This is a genomic window from Flavobacterium ginsenosidimutans (assembly GCF_037478105.1).
Taxonomy (GTDB): Bacteria; Bacteroidota; Bacteroidia; order Flavobacteriales; family Flavobacteriaceae; genus Flavobacterium; species Flavobacterium ginsenosidimutans.
Genome location: NZ_CP147988.1, coordinates 540,341 through 567,232 on the forward strand (window position 1 = coordinate 540,341; position 26,892 = coordinate 567,232).

Here is a 26,892-nt window from a genome sequence, read left to right on the forward strand (position 1 = left end):
TACTAAAACTATTTAACTGGTATATTAGAAAGAATTTCTAATACAAATTTCCAATATTTCTGTGCAGATGAAATACTTGCTCTTTCGTCTGGAGAGTGTGCTCCGTGAATTGTTGGTCCAAAAGAAATCATATCCATATCTGGGTAATTTGTTCCTAAGATTCCACATTCTAAACCAGCGTGGCAAGCTACAACTTTAGGCTGTTCTCCATTTTGTTTTTCGTAGATCTCTTTTAAAACTTCTAAAATTTCAGAATTTACGTTTGGAGTCCATCCAGGATAAGAACCTGAAAGCTCTACTTCACATCCAACCAATTCAAAAGCTGAACGTAAAGAATTTGCCAAATCAAATTTTGAAGATTCAACAGAAGAACGTGTTAAACAACCAACCAGAATTTCTCCATCTTTTATAACCACACGAGCGATATTATTTGAAGTTTCAACCAAATCAGCCATATCAGCGCTCATTTTGTAAACTCCATTTTGAGCTGCATAAATTGCTCTGATAATTCCTTCTTGAACTCCTAAATCCATTACTTTTTCAGGTAAATCGCCTTTTACAATTTCAATAGACAAGTTTGGTTCAGTTGTTTTGTACTCTGCTTTTATGTCAGAAATAATTTCCTGCATATCATACACATAAGCTTCATCAAACATTTGAGAAATAATCACTTTAGCAACACTTTCTCTCGGAATTGCATTTCTAAGACTTCCACCGTTGATTTCTACAATCTGTAAACCAAAGTTTTCAAATGCATCAAACAATAAACGGTTCATGATTTTATTGGCATTTCCTAAACCTTTATGGATATTCATTCCTGAATGCCCTCCGTTTAAGCCTTTTACTGTAATCGTATATCCAACAGATCCTTCTGGAACTTCTTCTTCATGGTATGTTCTTGTAGCCGTTACATCAATTCCACCAGCACATCCAATATCAATTTCATCATCTTCTTCAGTATCCAAATTCAATAAAATCTGACCTTGTAAAATACCGCCTTTTAGGTTTAAAGCACCAGTCATTCCTGTTTCTTCATCAATTGTAAATAAAGCTTCGATTGCAGGATGCGGAATATCTTTACTTTCTAGAATAGCCATAATAGTAGCCACCCCTAACCCATTATCAGCGCCAAGTGTTGTGCCGCGCGCGCGAACCCAGTCACCATCTACATACATATCGATTCCTTGTGTATCAAAATCAAAGACAGTATCTGCATTTTTTTGATGCACCATATCTAAATGCCCTTGCATTACGATTGGTTTACGATTTTCCATTCCAGGAGTTGCCGGTTTTCTGATGATTACGTTTCTGATTTCATCTTCAAAAGTTTCTAAACCTAAGCTGTTTCCAAAGTTTTTCATAAACTCAATTACACGCTCTTCTTTTTTTGACGGACGAGGAACGGCATTTAAATCTGCGAATTTATTCCAAAGTGCTTTTGGCTCCAGATTTCTTACTTCTTGACTCATTATATTTTGTTTGATGTTTAACAATTAAGAGCTTCAAAGTTACAAAGTTTAATTGCTTTTTTAGCCACGAATTTCACCAATTAGTACAAATTATAATGGCTCTAAAATGGATTAAGTTTGTAATTAGTGAAAATTCGGGCAATTCGTGGCAAACTTTTTTTGATCACTCAAAATTGTAATTATATTTACGTATCCAAATTTTTTACTGTGAAACAAAAATATATACTTCCATTATTCCTTTTAGTTCAGATTATCTTTTTAAGAATCCTCAGATATTTTCCTGATTATGTCGAAGGTTTTTACAGTAATAATATCTTCCTTAGAATTTCTCATTTTTTAAGAATAGGTTTAGGAAAAATTCCTTTTTCGCTTGGCGATTGCATTTATGCTTTTCTAATTTTAGCCATCATCAGTTGGTTTTGGAACATCAGAAAAACATGGAAAATAGATTGGAAAGATCACGTTCTAAAAATATTGAGTAAAGTCTCCGTGTTTTACTTTTTCTTTCATCTGCTTTGGGCTTTCAATTATTATCGCAAACCTCTATTTGAAAAAATGGAAATTAAAAGAGAATATTCAGATGCCGATTTTTATGCTTTTACAAAAAGAATAATTTCAAAAACAAATGAAATTCAGTTTGCTATAACTAAAAATGATACTTCAAAAGTTGTTTTCCCTTATTCTCAGGAGGAATCTTTTGGAATGATTTTGAAGGGCTACGACAATTTAGCACAAGAACATCCTTACTTTAAATATGAAATTTTAAGCGTTAAAAAATCTTTATTTAGCACACCATTATCTTATATGGGATTTGGAGGCTATTTAAATCCGTTTACAAATGAAGCTCAAATTAATGATTTGCTTCCAATGTACAATTTCCCACAAACTACAGCACACGAAATGGCACATCAGATTGGTTTTGCTAGCGAAAGTGAATGTAATTTTATTGGAGTTCTTGCTTCTCTAAAAAACGACAATCCTTATTTTCAATATGCTGGTTATAGTTTTACTTTAAATTATTGTCTCGGAATCTGGAAGTTTAAAAATGAGAAAATTTTTAATCAATTAAAAAAATCAGTTCATCCTGGAATTTTAAAAAACTATCAGGAAAGTCAGGATTTTCATAAAAAGTATGATACTTTTCTAGATGAAGGATTTTATTTTCTTTACGATAATTTCTTAAAATCAAACAATCAAAAAGACGGTATGGACAGTTACAGTAAATTTTTAGATTTGACTATTAATTATTATAAAACGAGAAAATTATAATTTAACTGTAACAAAAATGATTTCATAACTACTAATACATTATGAGCGAAAATCTAGAACAGTCATTTGTTGCGCAGCTGCAGGCAAATCAGAATATAATCCACAAGATTTGTAGATTATATACTGCTGGCGAAGATGCTCATAAAGATCTGTTTCAGGAAATCACCATTCAGCTCTGGAAAGCTTATCCAAAATTTAGAGGTGACAGTAAATTTTCGACTTGGACCTATCGTGTGGCCTTAAACACGGCAATTACCTTATACCGAAAAACCAAAAGAACTATTTCGACCGTAGATTATGAAAATCATCAGCATTTTGTAAAAGATGTTGACTACAATTACGAAGAGGAAGAACAGATTAAATTGATGTATAAAGCAGTTTACCAGCTCAATGACATCGAAAAGGCATTAGTTTTTATGTATTTAGAAGACAAAGATTATCAAGAAATAGCTGAAACCTTAGGAATCAGCGAAGTGAATGCGCGCGTGAAAATGAACAGAATTAAGGGGAAACTTAAAAAAATACTAAATCCTTAAAAATTATTATGAAAGAACTGGATTTACTAAAAAAAGACTGGCAAAAGAACGCAGGTTCTTTTCAACAAATTTCTGAAACTGAAATCTATAAGATGATTCATAAAAAATCATCTTCAATTGTAAAATGGATTTTGATTATCAGTATTTTGGAAATTTCGTTTTGGACTTTTTCAAACTTATTTATCAATACGGATGATGTTTTGCGCAAAATAAATCATCCTGAAATTGTAATGGCATTAGAATTCCTAACTTATTTCAATTATGTTGTAGTACTGATTTTTGTTTACATTTTCTATAAAAACTACAAAACAATTTCGACCACAATAGCCACAAAATCATTGATGAGTGCTATTTTAAAGACTCGTAAAACAGTTCAATATTATGTTTGGTATAATCTAGGAATGATTGTAATAACAGCTATTTTAAGCTTTTTTATTGCTTTTGTTTACAATCCAGACATGGAATTTCTTAGAGAAAAATTAGCCATGAACGGAAAAGCAATGTTCGTTACAATCGGGATATTGTTTCTTGTAATTCTAGGCTTCTTCGGATTGTTCTGGTGTTTCTACAGAATTATTTATGGAACACTTTTACGCAGATTATATGCAAATTATAAAGAATTGAAGAAGATAGATTTCTGAAAAAGTTGCTAAGGTTCTGAGATGCTAAGGTTCTAAGTTTTTTTAAACCAGAAACTTGAAACAAAAAAATTGATACAAAGTCAATCTGTCACCCTGAGCGATCCCGAGGCTTCGGGAGAAGGGCGCAAAGTTAGGCTTCGACTTCGCTCAGCCTGACAAGTTGAATCAAAAAAATCTAAAATCTAAAATCTGAAATCTAAAATTTCTAGTATTCCCACTGTCTCAATCTATTAAGTTCTTCTTGTGCTTTTATTTCTTCGGCAGGAATAACTTTTAAGAATGATGGATGTTGTTCGATAGCGTATTCTACTTTTTCTACGATTTCTTCGATCGTGTCGTTTTCATAATCAATATCAAGAGGTTCTTTGATGATGAAAGATTGTAAAATTCCTTTTTTCTTCATTCGAAGTCCTTTTTTATCAAACGAACGACGGAAACCATCAATTACAATTGGAATTACAATTGGTTTGTGCTGTTTAATAATATGTGCAGTTCCTTTACGAACGGGCTTAAATGATTTTGTTGTCCCTTGCGGAAATGTAATAACCCAACCATCTTCAAGTGCTATTCTGATATTTTCTGTATCATTTGGGTTTACTTCACGTTTTTCTGTAACATCGACACCTTTTGCACGCCAAGTTCTCTCAACCGTAATTGCTCCAACGTAGGCCAGAATTCTTGGTAATAATCCTGCTTGCATTGTTTCTTTTGCAGCAACATAATAAATATTCATTTTCGGCTGCCATAAATAGCCAATGTTCTTAATAGTATCTTGACGTCCTGATAAACTTGCGTTAAAGACATGAAACATCGCTACAACGTCTGCAAAATAAGTTTGGTGATTGGATATAAATAAAACATTATTATCAGGAAGCGTTTTAATAATTTCAGATCCTTCAATCTGTAATTCATTAAAACCTCTATATCTTCTATGAGTCATGGCACCCAGAACTCGGATCAACCATTTCTTGATGAATAATATATGCCCAAAAGGATTTCGTTTAAACAATCCCATAACTATTTTATCTTATTTTTTTGTTAGGTCGCAAACATACAAAATTTATTCTTTTAGCAACACTATAAAACAATTTCTCCAATTATACTCTATGAAAATGAATATCAAATTGTTAAATATAGTTTTTTAAAGTTCTTTTGAGAAAGTTGCTTTCAACACATCTCTCAATTCGCTCAAAATCATTGCTGTGGCTCCCCAGACTACATGATTCTGAATATTAAAGGCCGGAACCAAAATATTTGCTCCGTAAGAAGTTGATAATCTGGCTTCGATAATTATTTCGTCATTTAAAAAAACGGACAATGGCAACTCAATAATTGCCGCAACCTCCCTAATATCGGGATAAAATGCTAATTCTTCTTTGGCAATTCCTAAAAATGGATGAACCAAAAAGTTGCTTGGCGGAATATACATAGGTGAAAAATGCTTGATTACTTCAATCTTATCACTTGTAATTCCAACTTCTTCTTGTGTTTCTCTAAGTGCTGTTGTTTCAAAATTTAAATCTTCTTTTTCAAACTTTCCGCCCGGAAATGCAATTTGAGCTGAATGAACACCATCATAAGCATTTCTAACAATCAAAACCAGATGCGTTTTTTCCTGTTTAGGATAAAAAAGCATCATTACTCCTGCCATTCTAGCATTTAATGATTCAATATCAAGATTTTTTAATCCCTCTATGCGCTCTTTTGGAGCCATTTTTAAGTGTGCGTTTACCGCGGGTAATTCAACTGGAATTATATTGGGAACATATTTCAAAAAGTCTTGAAAATTCATAATCAAAGCTTATTTTTGTACTTTCAAATAAAACATAAATATACTCCAGAAAACGCAGTACCGCAAGTTTTCTAAAATTAAAGCCTAAAAAAATGTACAGCAGGGAAGAATCACAAAGAATTAAAAGGGAATTTTGGGTCGCTTTTGCCGAAAAATATCCTCGAAAATGGGTGCTTTACGACACAAAAATCAAAGATTTCTCTTTTAAATTTTATGTAGATAATAAAAAAGCACAGGTTTTAATTGATATCGAACAAAGAAGCGATGAAAAACGTAATGCTTATTTCGAAAAACTGGAAGCTTTGAAAAGTATTCTTGAAGAAGAATTTATCAAAGATTTAGTTTTTGAAAAAAATTACACTCTCGAAAGCGGCAAAACCATCAGTAGAATTTGGGTTGAAAAACTTGGCGTTGGTTTTAGCAATAGAAATAATTGGGATGCCATTTTTGATTTTTTCAACGAAAATATGCATGCTCTAGAAATGTTCTACTTAGAATATGACGAGTTTATTAAAGACATCGAATAATTTATTTCAAAAAGTAAAAAAGGCCCGAAAACAACTAATTTTCGGGCCTTTTCATTAAATTTATTTTGAGTTAGTTTTTGACAATCTTTTTGGTTACAACTCCCGTATCAGAAAACAGTTTTACAATATAAGTTCCTGATTTATAATTTGACAAATTAATTTCGGCACTTTCGGCGTTTTCTATTTTAGCAGAATATATTTCCGAACCATTCATTGCATAAATTACTACTTTGTTTGGAGAAACAGTGTTCGAAAAAGATAAATAGGCTGTATTCCTTACAGGCACAGGATAAATTTGAACATTTGATTTCAATACATCTGGTGTTGGCTTAGTAGATAGTGTTGACTTACCAACATTTACTTTTACAACAAATGATGATGCACCATTGGCAGTATTTTTTGATGAACCTATCGCAAAAATATAGTGATCTTCATTTGCTTTAAATTTTCCTGTATTAGAAGGCGCAGCATCTTCTAGAGCAACAATATCACTTATTTGATCCATTTGAACTGGCATTTCAAACTCTTTTACAAAAGTTCCGTCAAGATTAATCGCTGTTACATTAGCATTGCCCTCGGTAATGTAAATTACAGAATCTACTACTTCTATTTTTTTGTAATCATGATAACTAGAATTTCCTATTAGTGATTCTTTTTGATTTTCATTAAATTGAAGATCCATTTCGCCATCTTTTGACAGCTTGACAATTTGATTAGGAACTGATATTCCATTAAAATTTAAAAAAACTCCTGCAAGAATAATTTCCCCTGTATCCAATACTTTTATTTTTCCAACTGAAGTATCTGGACCTGAACCATTCAAAGTAAATGTTTCATCAAGTGAACCATCCATATCAAATCTTAAAATTTTATACGAATATGGTGTCGCACTAAAATCATTATACATTGCGCCAACAATAATTTTATCAGCCTGTAGTTCAAAAGTAAGTCCTGTAAACCAGTAATAATTTTCAGATTGCAAAGCATAATTCCTTTCTTGAACACCTTCTGCACTTAAAAGAACTAAACTCCATTGATCAGTAATTAGAATTTTGCCATTATCTAGAACTTTAAATTTTTCAACTCCAAGCAATGCAGTAACGTCTTTATATACAAAATCTTTTAAAATTACTCCTTGATTATTTAATTTTAGCAATTTGCTTTTTGTGCTCACAAAGATGGTTTCGTTATCAATAACCTGAAATTGCTTGATATCTCCAAGATAGTTTGGAAATACAAAAGACTCATCAACTGAACCATTTTCATTCAATAATCCAATTCCAAAAGTTTCAACATCATTAATTTTGACAAAATCACCTTTAACAACTAATTTTCCATTAAAGTACTCGCCCTTTTCAAAACTTCCGTATTGGCTTGCTTTTAATTCTGAAGAATCAAGTGGGCCACCATTTAAATCGCTTACTGATAATCCAAATTTATTACCAACATTTCCTGAGTTGCTATAAATTATTTTATTATCTACAATTCCCATTGCAAAGGACTGGTATCCAAATTCATTCAATTTAACAGGCGCAAAATCCTGATTAGCTGATCCGTCCGAATTAAGTTTCACTAAAAAACTCGTAGACTGTGCAGGTTCATACCATGATAAATATATATCTGAGTCTTTTACTGCAACTGTAGATACATAAAAGTTAGAATAAGTGCTAGTAAAAGTATTATCAACTGTTCCGTCAGTATTTAACCTACACATATTATAGCTAGGCTCACCGCCCAGTATTCTGTAAAAATTTCCTCCAATTAGTAATTTACCATCATCTTGAAGCGTTAAAGAAAATACTCTTCCATTTATATTATCACTAACATCAAATGTATTGTCAATATTTCCACTTGAGTCCAACTTTACAAGACTGTTCTTCGAAACTCCACCAATGTCACTAAACGAACCTCCAACATAAATATCATTACCAGAAACTGCAACAGTATTTGTTGATCCATTAAATGCTAAGTCATTATTAAATGTTTCGTCAAGAGTAAAATCACTATTAAAACGATTCAAATAACAGCTTGTAAAATCATAGTATCCTATTGCTCCTCCAGTAACCAAAATCTTATCATCTGCTTGAAGAGCTATTGAAGTAGCATTAAAAATAGTACTAACTTCTTTTAAAATTGTACCATTAGGATCTAATTGGTAAAGTTTAAAAAAATCAGCAAAACCAAGATTATCCTTAGTTGTTAACACTACTAAATTTCCGTTACTTTGAACTTTTACATCTTTAATTTCTGAGTTTAAGTCTCCATTAAAAACAAAAGTTTGATCGAGTGAGTAGTCGGCATTCAATCTAATAAGATTGCTTACCTTTTCATTTTTATAAAAATCTATTTTTCCTCCTAATAAGATTTTACCATCAGAAAGTTCTTTTATCACAGTAATTTTTGCTGCTTTATAAGCAACTGGCTGAACAAAAGTTTCGTCTATAGTTTGCGCATAAGAGGCAAAAAGTCCGAAAAAAGTAAATAATAACAACGTGTAAAGTTTCTTCATAAGCAAGAATGGTAAATTGATTTTTTTTGATTTTTAGTAAGGTTAAACCGTTTTATTGGCGTTTGATTAAAAAACACTTAGAACTAATTTAACGAATCAAATATAGCAATTACCCAGATACTTAGTACGTACGAATGAAAATAAATTATTAAGAATAATTTGAATTATTTTTCCTGATTTTATTCAGTGCAGATTTGATATTTTTAGGAAGATATTAAACCGTAATGATATTATAAACAATAATATGATCGTCGTAATTAATATAAAGCTGTTTACGATAATCTTGCTTTTTACGTGTAATAATAGATAGTTTACACTCTCGGCCGTCATTGTCTTTACACATAAAAGAATACACAATATCGGTGTCATTTTCTTCTCTTTCAATATAATCCAAAATACTATAAAGCTGAATTTCCTGAGAATAAACTACAATCCTGTGTTTATCTGTATCTAAAACAACCGAAAGATTTACCAAATCAAGATTTGACCATTCGCCCCATTTTCCTTTTTGATTTTTCTCTAAAACGCTAAAACCAGAAGTCTTAAAATGATAAGACTGACTTTGAGCTTGTTGAAGTCCAAATGCTAAAAAAAGCAATATTATATAGGTGCGTAAAGAATTCATAAAATATTTCGTGCAGTAATTAAAACTCAAATGTAATCTTTTCTTTGGACGCAACTTCAAATTCGGTAACCATTTGTTGAATAATTTCTTCAACTGGCAAAATATCATGAATTAATCCTGAAACCTGACCAATCTCTAATTCTCCCTCATCCAAATCTCCTTCAAACATTCCTTTTTTAGCTCTAGCTCTCCCTAAAAGCTGCACCAATTCTTCTTTTGACGGACATTTTTTGTACAAGTCCTGAACATCTTGATAAAATTTATTTTTCACCAAACGAACAGGCGCCAATTCTTTCAAAGTCAATTGTGTGCCTCCTTCTTTAGTATTAACTATTGTATCTTTAAAGTTATTGTGTGCAGAAGATTCTATTGATGCTGCAAAACGACTTCCAACCTGAACGCCATCTGCTCCTAAAATCATCGCAGCAAGCATTCCTCTTCCTGTTGCAATTCCTCCAGCCGCAATTAACGGAATCTGGATTTTTTCTTTCACCATCGGAATCAAAGTCAACGTTGTAGTTTCTTCGCGACCATTATGTCCGCCTGCTTCAAAACCTTCAGCTACAACTGCATCTACCCCAGCCTCTTGTGCTTTTAAAGCAAAAACACTGCTACTCACAACGTGAACCACTGTAATTCCTTTTTCCTTCAAAAAAGAAGTCCAAGTTTTCGGATTTCCAGCAGAAGTAAAAACAATTTTCACACCTTCCTCAACCACAATATTCATAATTTCTTCAATGTTTGGATATAACATCGGAATGTTGACTCCAAAAGGCTTATCAGTTGCTTTTTTACATTTCTGAATGTGTTCTCTTAAAATTTCTGGATACATCGATCCTGCTCCAATAAGTCCTAAACCTCCAGCATTACTAACTGCTGACGCCAATTTATAACCGCTGTTCCAAATCATTCCTCCTTGAACGATTGGATATTTTATATTGAAAAGTTTTGTGATTTTATTCATTAAAAAGAAATTATTGTTTGATGATCTTTCCAGTTTTATGCAGATTATCAGCATCAAAACTATAAAAATAAAGTCCGCTTTGAAGTGATTGCAAAGAAAGAGCTGGATTTGAATTGGTAATTTTCCCTTCAATTAATTTCTGCCCTAACACTGAATAAATAATTACTGATGCCGTATTATTTTCAGTTAAAAAAGAGAAAGAAACTTCATTTTTTGTCGGATTTGGATATACCGAAAAAGACGCTTCAGCTATAAAACTGTCAACACTTAAGGTAGCTCCAAAATTTGGAATTCCGTATCCGTAATTATTATCTGGATTTGTATATCGATCTGCAGAAGCCAAAATCATCTGCCTAATTTCTTTGTTTGTTTTTGACGGAAAAGCTTGCCATAATGAAGCCGCCATTCCTGCCATGATCGGACATGAAAATGAAGTTCCGTTTGCAGTTCCTATAACACCATTTGGATCAGAAACTACAGAAGCCGTTCCTTGCGCCATAACATCTGGTTTTATTCTGCCATCATAACTTGGACCAATAGAGCTGAAACTTGATTTTACTTCATTTGCCATAACAGAACCTATTGCTAAAACTGAAACAGCATCTGCCGGAGCGCCAATGTGCTTTTCAGGTTGACTTCCTTCATTTCCTGCAGAAGCTAAAACTAATATTCCTTTGCTGAAAGCAATTTCTGCACCACGAGAAATAAAGGTCGTAGTTCCGTTCATATCACTGTAGGTATGATTATACTCAGGAGTATCGCGTTCTCCAAAATATCCTAAAGAAGTTGTAATAATATCCACTCCCAAAGCATCTGCTTTCTCAGCAGCTTCCACCCAAAGAGATTCTTCTACTGGAGTTTCAAACGCATCAATTTCTGTAATAAAAAGATAATATGAGGCATTTGGTGCAGTTCCTACTAATGCATTTTCTTTGTAACCGCCCATTGTTGAGAGCACTTTGGTTCCGTGATCATCTCCTGTGTAGAAATCACTATTTCTAGTAGTAAAATCGTAACCTCCTAAGATTTTGTTGCTATTTCTAAGATTTTCAAAAGGCTGTGCTGTATTTACTCCTGGAAATCCCGCATCTAAAACTGCTATGATTTTTCCTTCTCCCGTATAATTCTGCTGATGCAAAATTTGTCCATTCAACATCTGAATTTGGCTAGCAGAATTGCCATAAGAATAATCGACCGCTGCTTTTAGCTTGTCTTTATTTTGATTTGTTGAAGTTTCAGAAACTCTTTTCGCAGTAGTATTTAAAGCTTTATTGGCAAACTCTATTTTAGAAACAAAAGACAGTAATTTTAAAGCGTTAATATCAGCTTGTTCTCCCTGAATATGAAGCGCATTCAGCCATTTCGACTGCGCCAATACTGTAATTCCTGTGCTTGCTGTAACTTGACTTACGTATGAAGCTTCTAAAGGGGCATCTGTAACCTCTAAAGGTATATTTTGATTTGTTCTTCGATCTAAAGCTCTTTGCGAAAGTTCAGTTAACGGATTATCATAAAAAGCCTGTACATTAGGTTTTCCACTAAAATAAACCCATGCATCTTCCTGCGCAAATACCGAAAACGAAAGAAGTATTAAAAGAAAAGTAAAGTTATATTTCATATTATACCTTTTAAGGAATTTCTCCCAAATAAGGTATAAAGCTAAGAAATTACTCCCGAACCAACTAATTCATTTTCTAAATACCAAGCAACAAATTGTCCTTCTGTAATAGCAGACTGTGGCTCTTCAAATTCCACATACATTCCGTCTTCAAATTGATACAAAGTTGCTTTTTGAAGAGGCTGACGATAACGAATTCTAGCCATTACTTCCATTTTTTCCCCCGATTTCAAAGTCATATCTTCTCTAACCCAATGAACTTCAGAATTTCCAACGAAAAGCGCTTTTTTAAACAGTCCAGGATGCTGGCTCGATAAACCTGTATAGATAGTATTGGTTTCAACATCAGTCGCAATTACAAATAAAGGATCTGTAGTTCCTCCTACATTTAATCCTTTTCTTTGTCCAACTGTAAAATAATGAGCTCCTTGATGTTTTCCAACTACTTTTCCCATTGTTGGAAGATATTCTAATTTCCTAGATTCAAATTTTAATTCTTCTTCTAAAGAAATTCCAGCTGGTTTTTCTACAGTATAAATTGGATCATTTTTATCAACTTGAACAATTTTACCTTCTTTAGGCTGTAGTTTTTGCTGTAAAAATTCTGGAAGACGTACTTTCCCAATAAAACATAAACCTTGAGAATCTTTCTTTTCTGCCGTAACTAATTCCATTTCAGCGGCAATTTCGCGCACTTCTGGTTTAGTTAAAGCTCCAATTGGAAACAAAGCTTTAGACAATTGTTCTTGCGACAATTGACATAAGAAATAAGATTGGTCTTTATTGTTGTCTGCTCCTGCAATTAATTGATAAACAGGTTTTCCGTCAACTTCAATTTCGCTTTTTTGACAATAATGTCCTGTTGCAACATAATCTGCTCCAAGACTTAAAGCGATTTTCATAAACACATCAAATTTGATTTCACGGTTACAAAGCACGTCAGGATTTGGAGTTCTTCCTTTTTCGTATTCGTTGAACATATAATCAACGATTTTTTCTTTGTATTCTTCGCTTAAATCAACAGTTTGAAACGGGATTCCAAGCTTTTCAGCAACAAGCAAAGCATCGTTACTGTCTTCCAGCCAAGGACATTCGTTCGAAATAGTAACCGAATCATCGTGCCAGTTCTTCATAAAAAGGCCAATAACTTCGTATCCTTGCTGCTGCAATAAATAAGCCGCAACACTAGAATCTACTCCACCTGAAAGTCCAACAACTACTCGTTTCATTTTGAAATGTTTAATTTTTTAAGGTTGCAAAGGTACACCAAATAATAGAAAATTTCACCATGGTTTTCATTACTTTAAGTAATCCCGCAGTAGATAAAACTTATTCTGTTTTTACTCGTTGGGCGAAATAGAATAAAAATCAAGTTTGATCTGCTAAAATTCTTTAAAATCTGCGTGAAATACTATTTTTATCGATATTTTCACGCAGATTTATACAGATTAAAGCAGATTTACAAAGATTTAAAATTAATTGGACGAGGTAAAATTGACAAAAACAATTTCACTCAATGAGTTCTTTTTTTAAGTACATTTAATCATCAATTTTCAAAGGATGAAAAAATACATTTACAGCTTATTTTTCCTGTTCGTTTTAACCTCTTTAAGTGCGCAGCGATTTACTGCTTCATTACCTAATTATGAAGCTTACAAAGCATTTCGAGGCAAACCTTTGTCTGATAAATTCTCAAATATCGAATCGGTTAAAGTGATTTACGATCTTCGAAAACAGAAAATGTATTATTTCAACAGCAGTGTTATTTTACTTCATTACGATTTTGTAACCAATTATTTAGGCTATAGCCAAGATCTTGAAGTTTTTAATAATGAAAATTATAGCAACACAGAAAAAAACAGAGATTTTCTTCTTGGGAATCTAAATCATATTAAAGGAACTGAAAAATGGATTTTTGAATTGGCTGCTTCAGATCATATGCCAATTCAATTAATTGAGAGATTTTTCAATTTTGTCAAAAATTCCACTTTTATTGGTGAAAAGCTAAAATTCTATTTGAATAATCCTGAAATGATGGAATGGTTTCAACAGCAGAAATTTATGATTCCTTGTATAAAATCAGATTATATTTTCGGTGAATTAAAATATCAAGAAGTTGTCCGTGGCAGTAATATTGGAATTTTAAAGCAATACAAAATCAAAGATTTAGAAACTACAAAACCTAATTCTGATGAAATTATTATTTTGGATGGAACGCCGGATATTCTTCCAAATGTTCGAGGAATTATTGTAAATGAACTTCAAACTCCTTTAAGCCATTTGGTTCTTTTAGGAAAAAACAGAAAGATTCCGATTATGGCGTATACCAATATTGAAAAAGACAACAATATTAAAAGGCTGCTTTCTAAAAAAGTAGAATTAAAAATAGAAGTCGATACTTTTTTTATTAAAGAAACAACTAAAAAAATCCCAGTAAAAACAGTTGGAAAGAAGAAAAAACTAACAATTGACAATTCAGTAACTGAATTAGTCAGTTTATCAGAAATTCCTAAAAAAGGCATAAATTATATTGGTTCGAAAGCACAAAATATGGCGTATTTGATTGCGATTTCAAAAGAAATTCCATTTAAAACTCCAGAAGATGCGCATGCAATTCCGTTTTATTTTTATACGCAACATATTCAAAAAGCTTCCATCTCTCCTTTAATTGCAGAACTTTTAGCCTATCCGCACAAAGATTCAACAGTTTGGATTAATAAACAATTGAAAAAAATCAGAGACGCTATTAAAAAAGAAAATGTTGATCCAACTTTAATAGCTAAACTCAACGAAACTTTTAAAAATGCAAAATTCAAAAACTTCCGATTTCGTTCCTCAACAAACGCAGAAGATCTGGATGATTTTAATGGCGCTGGATTGTATGATTCTAAAACTGGAATTTTAGGAGACAGTATCAAAACTTTCGAAAAAGCAATCAAACAAGTTTGGGCAAGTGTCTGGAATGAAGCTTCATATAACGAAAGAGAACTTTTTGGAATTGATCAGCAAAATATTGCAATGGGCGTTCTCGTTCATCGCTCTTTTCCTGACGAATTAGCAAATGGTGTTATCATTACAAAAAATATATTTAGAGAAAACTTTCCTGGAATTACAGTAAATGTTCAAAAAGGTGAAAACTCGGTTGTAAAACCTGAAAAAGGCGAAATCTGCGAACAGTTTGTTGCGTATCATTTCAACGACGGAAAAGACGACACCGATTTTGATATTGATTATACTTCCAACTCGAATTTGAATAATAACGAGCCTTTATTGAGCCGAAAAGAAATGAGTAATCTTTATACCGTTAGTAAAAAGATCGAAACCAAAATGTATCGATATTGGCGTAAAAACCAATTTCATCCTGTAGATATTGAATTTAAAATTGTGGGCGAAAAGAGAGATTTATACATCAAACAAGTTCGTCCTTTTAACGATTAATAGAATACCAACAAATCTATTTCGTTGCTTGATGTATTAATTAGTACAATTCTAAAATCGAAATCTTCAATCTTAATTTTCTCTTGAATTGATTTTCGAATTGCTTCTGAATTTAAAGAGAAATTATCGTCAAGCGGAATTTTTACATCTACAGAATTCAGGTATTTTGAAGCTTTTTTGTTGACAATAATGGAAGCGACAATATAAAATCCGATAATAATAATTTGAAAGAACAGCAGTAATTCAATCTTTTCAAACGGATACATAATATCGAGAATTGACAATGTAATTGTCGCAAAAAGAAAGATTATCGCATTTACCGTAAAAGACTGTGTTCTAAATCGAAGTATTGAAAAAATAGCAAAAAGCCCAAAACCAATTCCGACTCCAATTTCAATTTTGGTAAAAAGATAACAAAGAGAAAAAGTACAAAGCCCAACAATTACCATCAACGGATTTATGGTTGCGTTATCTTTTCTGTTGGAAAAAAAATACAGAACTAAAATTGAGCAAAACAACAGTAAAAATCGTCCTAAAAGTTCATTTAAATCCATTGGTTAGAATAAATTGGTTACTCAAAAGTAAACAATTTATTCTTTACCTATTTTATTTTTTAATGAACGAATTCTGAACTTTTTAGACTACTACTTTTTCTGTGCTGGACCTTTTTCTGAAGCTTTATTAGTGTTTTTAGGATCACTCATATTAACTTCTTTTAGTAATTTTCCTTTTTGATAAAACTGCCAGATTCCTGCTTTTTTACCATTTACAAATTTACCTTTGGAAGCAACAGATTTGTCTGAATCATAAAAAACAGCCTCTCCGTTGTATTCGTTATTTTTGAAAAATGATTCTTCTAAAAGCGTTCCGTCTTGTCCTATTTTTTTATATGGCCCTTCTTTCAAACCATTTTTATAAGTCATCTCTTCTGCAACTTGTGCATTTGGATAATAAATAGTTCTTAAACCTTCTAATTTTCCGTTTTTGTAATTCTCAACCGTCATCAAAACTTTAGAAGCTTTATGGTAATATTTCCATTCTCCTTCGCGAGCTTTTCCTATCTCTTTTCCTTCGCTTACTTTATTTTTATTTTGATCAAAAAAGACAGTGTACGAACTTCCATCATTAGCACTAAAATCTCTTGTAGCTATAATGTCCCCTTTTTTTGTATCATCAAAAAATTTAAAAATACCAGTTTCTTTTCCGTGATCAAAAGTTCCTTCATAACGAGGACGTTTAGATTCAGCATAAGTTCCTTTCCAAAGTCCGTCTTTTTTACCGCTAGCATCAACTCTATTGGCTTCTTGAGAAAAAGCTGCTGTACTGATTAGAAACAAAATCCAAATTTTTTTCATAAACTGTTTTTCTTTATAACATTAAAAAGCGTGTTTTATTATTGCAAAAGTATAACCAATTTTACTTTTTTACCGATTTTTAAAGTCTTAAATACTATTTAAAATTTTGTTAAACGAAATTTACAACCACAAATAATAAAACCAGAGTAAAAATATCATAAATAACTAAAAATCAATATCATAAAAACAACAAACAGATAAGCAGAACATGTAATAAACATAACTTTTGTTTAATATTATGTAAAAAAAGTTAAACAAAAACTCATAATTTAGCCTAACAAACTAAAAACTATATTATGAAAACATTTAAAATTAAATTAATTGCTTTTTTAGCAATAATTGCTTTCGTCAGTATTTCGTGTAATAATGATGACAATGATTCGCAACAGACCGCACAAACGATTCTATCTATCGCGAAAGCAAATCCCGATCTTAGTAGTTTAGTTGCTGCTTTAGAAAAAGCAGATCTAGCTGCTACATTGAACTCTTCTGGCTCATATACAGTATTTGCGCCAAATAATAAAGCTTTTAGCGCTTTCCTTTCTGCAAACGGTTATGCTAATCTGGACGCAGTTCCCGTTGCCGCTTTAAAAGAAATATTACTCAACCATGTTTTAAACACAAAAGTAAAATCTAGCGATATTACTACAGGATATGTAAAAACTATGGCAAAAGGAAATGCTTCAGCTTCAAACACCATAAGTATGTATCTTGAAAAAAACACAGGAGTTGATATTAATGGTGGAAAAGCCAACGGTGGCGCAACAGTAACAACTGCAGATATTGAAGCTTCAAATGGGGTTATTCATTTGGTTGATGGTGTAATAGGATTACCTACTATTGTTAACCATGCTGTGGCTAACAAAAATTTTACAACACTTGTAACAGCATTGAGCTATAATTCTGCATCTGGTTTTGTTGGAATATTATCTGGAACTGCAAGTTCACCTTTTACAGTTTTTGCACCTACAAATACTGCATTTACAAGCTTCTTAACCGAAACTGGATTTTCTGGTCTTTCTGCGATTCCTGCTAATGTTTTAGAAACTACCCTGAAATATCATGTGGTTGCTGGTGCGAATGTGCAATCGACTTCTTTAACAAACGGACAGGTAGTTAATACTTTTGCGAGTCAAAGTTTCACAATTGGCCTTACTGGAGGCGCAAAAATTACTGACACCAATAATCGAGTGAGTAATATTATCGCAACAGATGTTCAATGTTCAAACGGTATAATCCATGTTATCGACAAGGTTTTATTACCTAAATTTTAAATAAAACTAATTGTAAATAAAAAACCGTCTCGTTAAAAAAACGAGACGGTTTTTTGTTTTATTTATATAGAATTATTTCTTTTTATTCTGAGCTTTTGCCGCTTCTTGTTGTTCCATTACATCTTGAAGACGTTGCTGGAACTTACTTGGCTTTTTAGGCTCTCTTTGTTTGTTCTCTTGAATTTGAGCGTGAATTTTTTCACTGTCCACAATATAATTTTTGATTACAAACATAATTCCGATTGTAATTAAGTTTGAAATAAAGTTATACAAACTCAAACCAGAACCGTAGTTATTGAAGAAAATTAACATCATTAATGGCGAAACATAAATCATGATTTTCATCATTTTTGCCATATCTGGCATACCTTCTTGCTGAGGCGCTGCCATTTGCTGATCTCCTGAAGTCATTTTCATGTAAAAGAAAATTGCAATTGCTGCCAAGATCGGGAATAAACTGATATGATCTCCATACATTGGAATATTGAACGGTAATTTTACCACCGAGTCAAAAGAAGATAAATCGTCTGCCCAAAGGAAGCTTTTTTGTCTTAATTCAAATGCCGCAGGGAAAAACTGGAACGATGCGTACATAAATGGCAACTGAATCAATGCTGGAATACATCCTGCCATTGGGTTTACACCTGCTTTGTTGTACAGTTTCATTGTTTCCTGCTGTTTTTTCATTGGGTCTTTTTTGAATTTTTCTCCCAACTCAGCAATATCAGGTCTTAAAACTTTCATTTTAGCCTGAGACAAGAATGATTTATATGTAATTGGCGACATTGCCAATTTGATGATAATCGTAAAAATGATAATCGCAATTCCTAATGACAATCCGATTGTTGAACTTAAGAATCCGAATAACGGAATGAAGATCCATTTGTTGATCCATCCGAAGATTCCCCATCCAAGCGGAATAATCTTTTCGAAGTTTTTATCGTAAGCTTTTAATGTTTTGTAATCTGCAGGACCCATATACAAATTCATTTTGTAATCGATCTCTCCATTTGAAAACGCTAAAGGCAAATTAGCTCTAAACTGTTTAGTGAAAACAGTATCAATTTTTTCGTCTTTAACTAAATCGTCAGATTGTAATTTTGAAGTTTCAAAAGGTTTTTCTGTAGATAAAATTGTAGTAAAGAAATGCTGTTTAAACGCAACATAACTAACTTTTGCTGGAGTATCTTCTTTTCCTTGTCCGTGTGAACTTACGTTATTGTATTTTGATTCTTCGTATTTGTAATCAATTTGTGCATAACGGTTTTCATACGCAACGCTTTTTTCGTTTCTGTATGTTTTTAAATCCCATTGCAAATCAACTGGTTTTGCAGAATTTAAAACTCTGTTCAAACCTTGAGAACGGATATCAAAACCAACTAAATAATCGTTTGGCTTAAGGATATATTTATATTCTAGAAATTCGTTAGCTCCAGCTTTCAAACGCATAGATAAAACTTGATCTGCACCAATTTTTTCTAATGTTGGTTCGAAATACAAATCTTTAGAATTTAATGTTCTATTGTCTGTAGTAACAAGCTGTAAATTTAAATTTGAGTTGTTGTTTTTGATTAACTCAACTAATTGACCAGAACCTTTTTTTAATCTTTCGAATTCTTTTAAAGTAGCTTCAACAATATAACCACCTTTATTAGCAATCTTCAATCTTAATTTTTCATTTTCGATTGTAGTAAAAGCTTCTTTTGCAGAAGGAAGTGTTGCAGAATAAGCAAATCCTCCTAAAGTTTTTTGCAATTGAGCCAATTGAACTGTATCTCCAGGAGTTACAGCTGCAGCTGGTAATGACGCAGTTTTAGTTTTATCTGCTTTTGCTTGTGCTTCTTGTTTAGCAACTAATTCTTTCTTGGCTTTTTCAGCAGCGATTTCTTTTTCAGAAGGCTGATTTTGGTACATAATCCAAATCAAAATTCCGAATATCAATACAAAACCAATGATTGAATTGAGGTCTAATTTTTTTTCTTCCATTATAATTTAAAAAAGTTATTCATTGAAGCTTATTAGTAATGAGTTTGTCTCAAAAGTTACAAGTTTCTCAAAATATTAATTACTGTTTTTTATGTGCATTTACTGCAGCAGCCACAAAGTTTACAAAGATTGGGTGCGGATTTGCAACTGTACTCTTGTATTCTGGGTGGTATTGTACACCAATGAAGAATGGGTGGTTTTCAAGCTCTACGATTTCTACTAAACCTGTATCAGGGTTAACTCCAGAAGCTTTTAAACCAGCTTTTTGCAATTCATCAGCATATTTATTGTTGTACTCATAACGGTGGCGGTGACGCTCCGAAATAGTTTTTTCTCCGTAAATTCTGTACGCTAAAGTGTCTGGTTTAATATCACATTTCCAAGCACCTAAACGCATTGTCCCTCCTTTGTCTGTTACGTTTTTCTGCTCTTCCATTAAACTCACAACTGGATGAGATGTTTTCTCGTTCATCTCCGTAGAGTTCGCTTCAGCGTAACCTAAAATATTTCTAGAATATTCGATAACAGACATTTGCATTCCTAAACAAATTCCGAAGAAAGGAATATTGTTTTCACGTACAAAACGAACTGCTTCGATTTTTCCTTCAATACCTCTTTCTCCAAAACCTGGAGCAACTAAAACTCCGTCAAGAGTTCCTAATTTCTCTGCTACATTCTCAGCATTAATATGCTCAGAGTGAATAGAAATTACGTTTACTTTAGTTTCATTTGCAGCTCCCGCATGGATGAACGCCTCTAAAATAGATTTGTAACAATCCTGCATTTCTACATATTTCCCAACCAAACCAATATTTACAGTTTGTTTTGGACTTTTTAATCTTTTTAAGAAAGTATTCCAGTTTTTAAGATCTGGAGATGCTTTTTTAGGTAAATCTAATTTCTTTAAAGCTACAACATCTAATCCTTCTTCAAGCATTAAATTTGGAACTTCATATATAGTAGAAGCATCAATTGACTGAATAACTGCTTCTTTTTTCACATTACAGAATAAAGCTAATTTTTGGCGTAATTCCTGAGACAATTCGTGCTCCGTTCTGCAAACCAAAATATCTGCTTTAATTCCGCTCTCCATTAAAGTTTTAACAGAGTGCTGTGTTGGCTTAGTTTTCAACTCACCTGCAGCTGCCAAGAATGGAACTAACGTTAAGTGAATCACGATTCCGTTATTTTCACCTAACTCCCAAACCAATTGACGAACAGATTCTATATAAGGTAGAGATTCGATATCACCAACAGTACCACCAATTTCAGTAATTACAATATCATAATCGCCAGATTTTCCTAGCAATTGCATTCTGTCTTTGATTTCGTTTGTGATATGAGGAACAACTTGAACCGTTTTTCCTAAAAATTCTCCTCTTCTTTCTTTTTCAATAACCGAAAGATAAACTCTTCCTGTAGTAACGTTATTAGCCTGAGAAGTAGGAACGTTCAAGAAACGCTCGTAGTGTCCTAAGTCTAAGTCAGTTTCAGCTCCATCATCTGTCACATAACATTCTCCGTGCTCGTACGGGTTTAGTGTCCCCGGATCTACGTTAATATATGGATCAAATTTCTGAATTGTAGTACGGTATCCTCTTCCTTGTAACAATTTTGCCAAAGATGCCGCGATAATTCCTTTTCCTAATGAAGAGGTCACACCTCCTGTAACAAAAATATATTTTGTTTGATTCATTCTGTTGTTGTTTGTAAGTAGTTGTGTAAAAAACTTGGCAAAAGTACAAATTTAATTAGACAATTTATACAATAGACTTCTTAGATTTTTAGAATTTTAGATTGCAAGATTTTTGACTTTTTCAAATCAAAAGAAAACCGCTCATTATATTAATCTTTATCTATCTTTTGTCATTTTTTCAAACAATAAAAACAAAATTTTATCCAATTTTATAAAAATCTAACAATACGTATTATGGTTTAGGATATTGCTTCTTTATATTTCGAATCAGCTCCTCTAAACCATTTAATTTCAATTCATAAATAAGTTGTAGTTGCTGACCAAGCTCTCCTTTTGGAAAACCTTTATTATGATACCAAACCACGTAATATTCTGGAAGATCGATTAAATATCGCCCTTCATATTTCCCGAAAGGCATTTTGGTGTGCGCTAATTTTATGAGTTGTTTTTTATCTTGATCCATAGTTTTCTTGCAGAAGAAAGAAGCAAGATGAAAGACTTCGTAGATTTTCTGCTTATTTCATTTCATGCAAAACTACTATTTATTTTTTCTTATGCCACAGATTAAAAAATAGTTTTCAGTCTCAGTCACAGTTTACAGTTTTAAAACGAAGACTATTGTAAAGACTGGAAAACTTAGCATCTCAGCAACTCAGCAACTTAGAACCTAAACAAAAAAAGAAGCAAGAAAAAAGAACATATTTTCATTCTCTCTTCCTGCTTCAAAAATATTATTTTAAGACTTATTCCCAATTTTCTAAAACCCTAAAAAAAAACTTAGAATCTCAGAGCCTTAGCAACTTAGAATCTTTAGTAGTGCCATCTCACGAAAGCTTCCATTGCAGCATAAGTTGCTAAACCTAATTGGTGGTACAATTCAGCTGTTTCGCGGTTTCTGTCTTCTGCTCTCTGCCAGAACTCTCTTGCATCTGTTCCTTGAAAAACAACTCCATCTTTTTGAGATTGGTGTTTGAAGATTCCGTGACGTTTTGCCAAAACTTGGTCTGGGCTCATTGGAACTGCCATTTCAACTTCGTCAATTCCCCATTCTTGCCAAGCTCCACGGTATAACCATAACCAACAGTCGTTCATGAATTCTTTTGGTTTTAAAACTTTTACCGCTTCAAAAATTGCATCTAAACAAACTTTGTGCGTTCCGTGTGGATCTGCTAAATCTCCAGCTGCGTAAATTTGGTGTGGTTTAATTTTCTCGATTAAATCAACCGTCAACTGAATATCTTCTGGCCCGATTGGTTTTTTCTCGATTGTTCCTGTTTCATAGAAAGGCAATTCCATAAAGTGAATCTGAGAATCTGGAAGACCAACAAAATAACTTGTAGCTCTCGCCTCTCCTTTTCTGATCAAACCTTTAATGTAACGAACTTCAGGAATATCAATTTCGCTGTTCTTTTTGTTCTGTAAAAATGCTTCTGCTTTTTTGTAGATATTATCTGCTTCTTCGCTTTTGATTCCGAATTTCTCATTGTAATCAATTACGAATCTTGCAAAACGCAATGCTTCATCATCTGCAACTGCAATATTTCCAGAAGTTTGGTAAGCAACGTGCACTTCATGACCTTGCTCTTGCAAACGCATGAAAGTTCCTCCCATACTAATGATATCATCATCAGGGTGCGGGCTGAAAAGCAATACACGTTTTTTAGCTGGCTCAGCTCTTTCAGGACGATTAGAATCATCTGAATTTGGTTTTCCACCTGGCCAACCTGTAATAGTATTTTGTAATTTGTTAAAAATCTTAATGTTAGTATCGTAAGCTGGACCTGAATCTGCTAACAAATCACTCATACCGTTTTCGATATAATCAGCATCAGTAAGCATTAAAATTGGTTTTTTAAGATCTAATGCCAATCCTAAAACTGCTTTACGAGTTAATTTGTCTGTCCAAACAATTTTCTCAACCAACCAAGGCTTGTTAATTCTCGTTAATTTTGAAGAAGCTTCTTTATCTAAAATAAAAACTGCATTGTTGTGCTCTTGCAAGAATGAAGCTGGAACTCTGTTTGTAACTTCATCTTCAACAGATTTTTTTACAATATTTGCTTTTCCTTCTCCCCAAGCTAACAAGATTACTCTTTTTGCTTCCATGATTTTTTTAACACCAAGCGTAATAGCAGTTCTTGGCGTATTATTTAAACCATAGAAATCTTTGCTTGCTGCAACTCTCGTAATATGGTCTAATGCCACCAAACGAGTTTTAGAGTTTTGAAGCGAACCTGATTCGTTAAAACCAATATGTCCGTTACCTCCAATTCCTAGAACCTGCAAATCGATTCCGCCCAAAGCTTCTATTTTAGCTTCATATTCATGGCAATAATCTGCAATTTGTTCTTTTGTTAAAAGTCCGTCTGGAACGTGAGCGTTTTCAGGTAAAATATCGACATGATCAAACAAAAGTTCTTTCATGAAACGAACATAACTATTGATTGAATTTGGTTCCATTGGATAGTATTCATCCAAGTTAAAACTGATTACGTTTTTAAAACTCAAACCTTCTTCTTTATGCAAACGCACTAATTCAGCATATAGTCCTTTTGGAGAAGAACCTGTTGCCAAACCTAAAATACATGGCTTTCCTTCTTTTTGTTTTTCCTGAATTAAAGCCGCAATTTCCTGCGCTACTTCTTTTGAAGCATCAGTTGAGTTTTCAAAAACAACTGTATTGATGTTTTCGAATCGTTTTTCGAAACCCGTTGCCTTGTCGATTTTACTTTTTAACATGATATATTAATTTTTTATTTTTGTTCAACTACTCCATTTCCTGTATTTATGCCCTTTCACAGCATAAAATAAAATCATCGCATAAGATGGCAATAATATCAAATAAGCTACCTGATTACCGCTTCTTGAAACATCTTGCATATTTTTTGCAACAATTGACGAATTCACGCTTTCTACAATCATTCCGTAGAAAAGAGGAAAAACCGCTCCACCGATAATCCCCATAATCAAAATAGCGCTTCCAATCTTCGTATATCCGCCCAAATCCTGCAAAGCCATTGGCCAAATTGCCGGCCAGCATAATGCATTTGCCAGTCCTAAAAGTGCTACTAATAATATAACTAGAGGAATATTTGGAGTTCCAGGCAATGCAACTGTAATTTTTGGCGAAATCAAAACAATCGTCAAAACCAGTACTAAACCTAATAATCCTGAAGCTTTTAGAGCTGCAACTTGAGAAACATATTTGGGGATTAAAACGATTCCGAGTATATATCCAACAACCATTGCAGACATTGTAAACGAAGTTAATTTTAGATAGAAATTCCCCTCATCTCCATAAACTCCAAGCTGTTTTCCGAAACCTCCAATAGAGTCTCCGGCAAGCACTTCGGCAGACAAATACAGCATTAAAGTGATTACGCCTAAAACCAGCTGCGGATATCTAAATGCGTTTTTTATTTGTTTGAAAATATTCAGATGCGATACATTTCCTTCTTCATCCAAATCAATTTCTGGCAAAGGAGAAAATTTAACTAATAAAGCTAAAACCGTAATAATCAATCCCATATAAAGATACGGTCTTTGCAATTGCAATGCAAGAGAATTTAGCGCATTTGTTTTTGAAGCCTCGTCCATCAAAGCAATTTTATCAGCTGTAAAGTCTTGCATATTAGACAAAACCAAAACTGTAAGTACAATTGGCGCTACAAATCCTGCTAGTTTATTTGCAATTCCTAAAACACTGATTCTCGCCGCTGCACTTTCTCTTGGCCCGATTACAACAACATACGGATTTGAGGCCGTTTGTAAAACCGCCAAACCAGTTCCCATTACAAATAATGCAGCTAAAAAGAAAAGAAACGTTCTGCTTGAAGCCGCAGGATAAAACATAAAAGCTCCTGCAGCAATAATAAGTAAGCCTAAAGAAATTCCGTTCTTATAACCCACTTTTTCAATGATATAAGAAGAAGGAACTGCCATTACAAAATAGGCAATATAAAATGCGAAAGTCACGAAATACGCTTGAGAAGAAGTCAATTCGCAAGCCAATTCAAAAAACGGAATTAGTGGCCCATTTAGCCAGGTTACAAAACCTAGAATAAAAAACAATAAAGTTAAAATCACCATTGGAACAACGGTGTTTTTTTTCTCTAATTGCAATGTACTTTGAATGTTTGTCATAATTTTTGGGTTGATTAGTTATAGATTTAATTCTTTCAAAATCTAAATTAGAATCAACGCTTTTATTACTCAATGCGTAATTTATGCAAATATCTGCATTTTTTTTGCAAAACAAAAGTAGTACATTAAATTTCCTTAATTTCTAATTTAGATATGAAAGTTTTGTTAATTTTTGCTATTCCAGTTTAAATCAGGGTAATATTTTGCTAAATATGTTTTTACATCAGCAATATCTTCTTTGGCAGTTAAGTCTGGAACGTGCTCTGAAAACGGAATTCCGACAGTAGTATTCGGATTTTCCTTCACGGAGTTTAAAAGTACCGTTGGAAGTTCCTTTTCATCACGCTCTGGATGCACAGGGCAATTTTTAAGATGTATATATAAGGTATTGCCATTAAATTTAAAAGCATTCATACTTACTCGAATCTTTCCTTCTGCATCTTTATATTGTTCCAAAATAGCTGACGAAGGTTTTTCTAATATATCTAAAAGCTGATTGTTCTGATCTAATTTTGCAATTGCAAATCGCGAAATACGTTCTAGCGGAAAATCCATTGCATCACGATCATAACTTATAAATGCGTTCGGGCTTTCGGTTTCTCTCAATGCACGCAAAGCTTCAGCCGAATATAAATTATCGCTATTACAAACCGAATAAAACTGCGTATTCAATTCTGGATATTGCTCTACAGCCTGAAACAAAGCATCTGCAGTTCCAAACGGTTTTATTCTTCCTTCTGGAACATATTGAATCGCAAACGAAATATTAAGTCCATGAAAATCATTATCTTTCATTTGACTTCCATAAAACTCTTTAAAAAGTTCGCCTTGCTCTCCTATTATAATATAGATATTTTTATAACCCGCTTTTTTGGCATTCCATAAAAGATAATCCAAAAGAGGCCTTCCGCTTGCACCAACACCTATTAAACCTTTACTTCTTTCGTTTGCCTGCGCAATTTCCTCTGGAGATAAATTATCTATAACCGCTTCTTTTTTCATACGTGAAGAAGCTCCGCCGGCTAGAATTACTAAATTGTCGTGCATTTT

22 protein-coding genes are annotated in these 26,892 nt (G+C 33.0%); 6 read left to right on the forward strand and 16 right to left on the reverse strand.

Annotated features, from left to right (window positions below; all coding sequences use genetic code 11):
- Positions 1-8: 8 nt before the first annotated feature.
- Positions 9-1,469 (reverse strand): aminoacyl-histidine dipeptidase, encoded by a 1,461-nt coding sequence (locus tag V6624_RS02610; RefSeq protein WP_338840769.1) that lies wholly within the window; start codon positions 1,467-1,469, stop codon positions 9-11.
- Between the two features lie 207 nt (positions 1,470-1,676).
- On the opposite strand from V6624_RS02610, the gene V6624_RS02615 reads away from it, so the two are divergent.
- The 3 genes from V6624_RS02615 to V6624_RS02625 are packed head-to-tail and all read left to right on the forward strand — an operon-like array spanning position 1,677 to position 3,915.
- Positions 1,677-2,738, forward strand: a complete 1,062-nt coding sequence (locus V6624_RS02615; RefSeq protein ID WP_338840770.1) for a DUF3810 domain-containing protein — start codon at positions 1,677-1,679, stop codon at positions 2,736-2,738.
- Between the two features lie 41 nt (positions 2,739-2,779).
- Positions 2,780-3,274, forward strand: a complete 495-nt coding sequence (locus V6624_RS02620) for an RNA polymerase sigma factor (RefSeq protein ID WP_008462500.1) — start codon at positions 2,780-2,782, stop codon at positions 3,272-3,274.
- Positions 3,275-3,282: 8 nt separating this feature from the next.
- On the forward strand, positions 3,283-3,915 hold the full coding sequence (locus tag V6624_RS02625; RefSeq protein ID WP_111286746.1) for a hypothetical protein: 633 nt from the start codon (positions 3,283-3,285) through the stop codon (positions 3,913-3,915).
- 205 nt (positions 3,916-4,120) lie between these two features.
- Here V6624_RS02625 and V6624_RS02630 read toward each other — a convergent pair whose 3' ends face one another.
- Together V6624_RS02630 and V6624_RS02635 are read right to left on the reverse strand one after the other, a co-directional pair.
- Complete coding sequence (locus V6624_RS02630; protein ID WP_338840772.1) at positions 4,121-4,930, reverse strand: lysophospholipid acyltransferase family protein; 810 nt, start codon at positions 4,928-4,930, stop codon at positions 4,121-4,123.
- 126 nt (positions 4,931-5,056) lie between these two features.
- Entirely contained in the window at positions 5,057-5,707 is a 651-nt protein-coding gene (locus V6624_RS02635; RefSeq protein WP_338840773.1) for a CoA pyrophosphatase, read from the reverse strand.
- Between the two features lie 92 nt (positions 5,708-5,799).
- On the opposite strand from V6624_RS02635, the gene V6624_RS02640 reads away from it, so the two are divergent.
- On the forward strand, positions 5,800-6,234 hold the full coding sequence (locus tag V6624_RS02640) for a DUF4268 domain-containing protein (protein ID WP_338840774.1): 435 nt from the start codon (positions 5,800-5,802) through the stop codon (positions 6,232-6,234).
- Positions 6,235-6,304: 70 nt separating this feature from the next.
- Here V6624_RS02640 and V6624_RS02645 read toward each other — a convergent pair whose 3' ends face one another.
- The 5 genes from V6624_RS02645 to mnmA form a co-directional block, all read right to left on the reverse strand.
- A complete protein-coding gene (locus V6624_RS02645) occupies positions 6,305-8,743 on the reverse strand; it encodes a T9SS type A sorting domain-containing protein (RefSeq protein ID WP_338840775.1) in 2,439 nt (812 codons plus the stop codon).
- Between the two features lie 214 nt (positions 8,744-8,957).
- On the reverse strand, positions 8,958-9,368 hold the full coding sequence (locus tag V6624_RS02650; protein WP_111286756.1) for a hypothetical protein: 411 nt from the start codon (positions 9,366-9,368) through the stop codon (positions 8,958-8,960).
- A gap of 19 nt (positions 9,369-9,387) precedes the next feature.
- Complete coding sequence (locus V6624_RS02655; RefSeq protein WP_338840776.1) at positions 9,388-10,332, reverse strand: NAD(P)H-dependent flavin oxidoreductase; 945 nt, start codon at positions 10,330-10,332, stop codon at positions 9,388-9,390.
- Between the two features lie 10 nt (positions 10,333-10,342).
- Entirely contained in the window at positions 10,343-11,950 is a 1,608-nt protein-coding gene (locus V6624_RS02660) for a S8 family serine peptidase (protein ID WP_111286760.1), read from the reverse strand.
- Positions 11,951-11,991: 41 nt separating this feature from the next.
- Positions 11,992-13,179, reverse strand: coding sequence for a tRNA 2-thiouridine(34) synthase MnmA (gene mnmA / locus V6624_RS02665; protein ID WP_111286762.1), 1,188 nt, complete (start codon positions 13,177-13,179; stop codon positions 11,992-11,994).
- A gap of 331 nt (positions 13,180-13,510) precedes the next feature.
- Between mnmA and V6624_RS02670 the strand changes: the two genes are divergently transcribed.
- Positions 13,511-15,388, forward strand: a complete 1,878-nt coding sequence (locus tag V6624_RS02670) for a PEP/pyruvate-binding domain-containing protein (RefSeq protein ID WP_111286764.1) — start codon at positions 13,511-13,513, stop codon at positions 15,386-15,388.
- Here V6624_RS02670 and V6624_RS02675 read toward each other — a convergent pair.
- A complete protein-coding gene (locus V6624_RS02675; protein ID WP_111286766.1) occupies positions 15,385-15,942 on the reverse strand; it encodes a DUF4956 domain-containing protein in 558 nt (185 codons plus the stop codon). The two genes, V6624_RS02670 and V6624_RS02675, sit on opposite strands and share 4 nt — an antisense overlap.
- Before the next feature lie 90 nt (positions 15,943-16,032).
- Positions 16,033-16,743 carry a hypothetical protein gene (locus tag V6624_RS02680; RefSeq protein ID WP_338840778.1) on the reverse strand — a complete coding sequence of 237 codons (711 nt, stop codon included), beginning with the start codon at positions 16,741-16,743 and terminating at the stop codon, positions 16,033-16,035.
- A 296-nt stretch (positions 16,744-17,039) separates the two neighbouring features.
- Between V6624_RS02680 and V6624_RS02685 the strand changes: the two genes are divergently transcribed.
- A complete protein-coding gene (locus tag V6624_RS02685; RefSeq protein WP_338840779.1) occupies positions 17,040-18,017 on the forward strand; it encodes a fasciclin domain-containing protein in 978 nt (325 codons plus the stop codon).
- A 72-nt stretch (positions 18,018-18,089) separates the two neighbouring features.
- Here V6624_RS02685 and yidC read toward each other — a convergent pair whose 3' ends face one another.
- The 6 genes from yidC to V6624_RS02715 all read right to left on the reverse strand — a co-directional run bounded on the left by yidC (position 18,090) and on the right by V6624_RS02715 (position 26,889).
- Entirely contained in the window at positions 18,090-20,003 is a 1,914-nt protein-coding gene (gene yidC / locus V6624_RS02690) for a membrane protein insertase YidC (RefSeq protein WP_338840780.1), read from the reverse strand.
- A 79-nt stretch (positions 20,004-20,082) separates the two neighbouring features.
- On the reverse strand, positions 20,083-21,699 hold the full coding sequence (locus V6624_RS02695; RefSeq protein ID WP_338840781.1) for a CTP synthase: 1,617 nt from the start codon (positions 21,697-21,699) through the stop codon (positions 20,083-20,085).
- A gap of 232 nt (positions 21,700-21,931) precedes the next feature.
- The gene (locus tag V6624_RS02700) at positions 21,932-22,162 is read right to left on the reverse strand and encodes a DUF3820 family protein (protein WP_111286778.1); all 231 of its coding nucleotides are present in this window, start codon (positions 22,160-22,162) and stop codon (positions 21,932-21,934) included.
- A 347-nt stretch (positions 22,163-22,509) separates the two neighbouring features.
- Positions 22,510-24,438 carry a glucosamine-6-phosphate deaminase gene (nagB, locus tag V6624_RS02705; RefSeq protein ID WP_111286780.1) on the reverse strand — a complete coding sequence of 643 codons (1,929 nt, stop codon included), beginning with the start codon at positions 24,436-24,438 and terminating at the stop codon, positions 22,510-22,512.
- A gap of 24 nt (positions 24,439-24,462) precedes the next feature.
- Complete coding sequence (locus tag V6624_RS02710) at positions 24,463-25,842, reverse strand: sugar MFS transporter (protein ID WP_338840782.1); 1,380 nt, start codon at positions 25,840-25,842, stop codon at positions 24,463-24,465.
- A 165-nt stretch (positions 25,843-26,007) separates the two neighbouring features.
- Positions 26,008-26,889 carry a sugar phosphate nucleotidyltransferase gene (locus V6624_RS02715; RefSeq protein ID WP_338840783.1) on the reverse strand — a complete coding sequence of 294 codons (882 nt, stop codon included), beginning with the start codon at positions 26,887-26,889 and terminating at the stop codon, positions 26,008-26,010.
- Positions 26,890-26,892: the final 3 nt, after the last annotated feature.

Excerpts from the sequence above, each read along its gene's own strand:
- V6624_RS02675 (WP_111286766.1), bottom strand. The coding sequence starts at position 15,942 with ATGGATTTAAATGAACTTTTAGGACGATTTTTACTGTTGTTTTGCTCA.
- V6624_RS02700 (WP_111286778.1), bottom strand. The coding sequence starts at position 22,162 with ATGGATCAAGATAAAAAACAACTCATAAAATTAGCGCACACCAAAATG.
- V6624_RS02625 (WP_111286746.1), top strand. The coding sequence starts at position 3,283 with ATGAAAGAACTGGATTTACTAAAAAAAGACTGGCAAAAGAACGCAGGT.
- V6624_RS02715 (WP_338840783.1), bottom strand. The coding sequence starts at position 26,889 with ATGCACGACAATTTAGTAATTCTAGCCGGCGGAGCTTCTTCACGTATG.
- V6624_RS02640 (WP_338840774.1), top strand. The coding sequence starts at position 5,800 with ATGTACAGCAGGGAAGAATCACAAAGAATTAAAAGGGAATTTTGGGTC.
- V6624_RS02650 (WP_111286756.1), bottom strand. The coding sequence starts at position 9,368 with ATGAATTCTTTACGCACCTATATAATATTGCTTTTTTTAGCATTTGGA.
- V6624_RS02660 (WP_111286760.1), bottom strand. The coding sequence starts at position 11,950 with ATGAAATATAACTTTACTTTTCTTTTAATACTTCTTTCGTTTTCGGTA.
- V6624_RS02695 (WP_338840781.1), bottom strand. The coding sequence starts at position 21,699 with ATGAATCAAACAAAATATATTTTTGTTACAGGAGGTGTGACCTCTTCA.
- V6624_RS02635 (WP_338840773.1), bottom strand. The coding sequence starts at position 5,707 with ATGAATTTTCAAGACTTTTTGAAATATGTTCCCAATATAATTCCAGTT.
- V6624_RS02710 (WP_338840782.1), bottom strand. The coding sequence starts at position 25,842 with ATGACAAACATTCAAAGTACATTGCAATTAGAGAAAAAAAACACCGTT.
- V6624_RS02685 (WP_338840779.1), top strand. The coding sequence starts at position 17,040 with ATGAAAACATTTAAAATTAAATTAATTGCTTTTTTAGCAATAATTGCT.
- V6624_RS02620 (WP_008462500.1), top strand. The coding sequence starts at position 2,780 with ATGAGCGAAAATCTAGAACAGTCATTTGTTGCGCAGCTGCAGGCAAAT.
- nagB (WP_111286780.1), bottom strand. The coding sequence starts at position 24,438 with ATGTTAAAAAGTAAAATCGACAAGGCAACGGGTTTCGAAAAACGATTC.
- V6624_RS02655 (WP_338840776.1), bottom strand. The coding sequence starts at position 10,332 with ATGAATAAAATCACAAAACTTTTCAATATAAAATATCCAATCGTTCAA.
- mnmA (WP_111286762.1), bottom strand. The coding sequence starts at position 13,179 with ATGAAACGAGTAGTTGTTGGACTTTCAGGTGGAGTAGATTCTAGTGTT.
- V6624_RS02645 (WP_338840775.1), bottom strand. The coding sequence starts at position 8,743 with ATGAAGAAACTTTACACGTTGTTATTATTTACTTTTTTCGGACTTTTT.
- V6624_RS02610 (WP_338840769.1), bottom strand. The coding sequence starts at position 1,469 with ATGAGTCAAGAAGTAAGAAATCTGGAGCCAAAAGCACTTTGGAATAAA.
- yidC (WP_338840780.1), bottom strand. The coding sequence starts at position 20,003 with ATGGAAGAAAAAAAATTAGACCTCAATTCAATCATTGGTTTTGTATTG.
- V6624_RS02630 (WP_338840772.1), bottom strand. The coding sequence starts at position 4,930 with ATGGGATTGTTTAAACGAAATCCTTTTGGGCATATATTATTCATCAAG.
- V6624_RS02680 (WP_338840778.1), bottom strand. The coding sequence starts at position 16,743 with ATGAAAAAAATTTGGATTTTGTTTCTAATCAGTACAGCAGCTTTTTCT.
- V6624_RS02670 (WP_111286764.1), top strand. The coding sequence starts at position 13,511 with ATGAAAAAATACATTTACAGCTTATTTTTCCTGTTCGTTTTAACCTCT.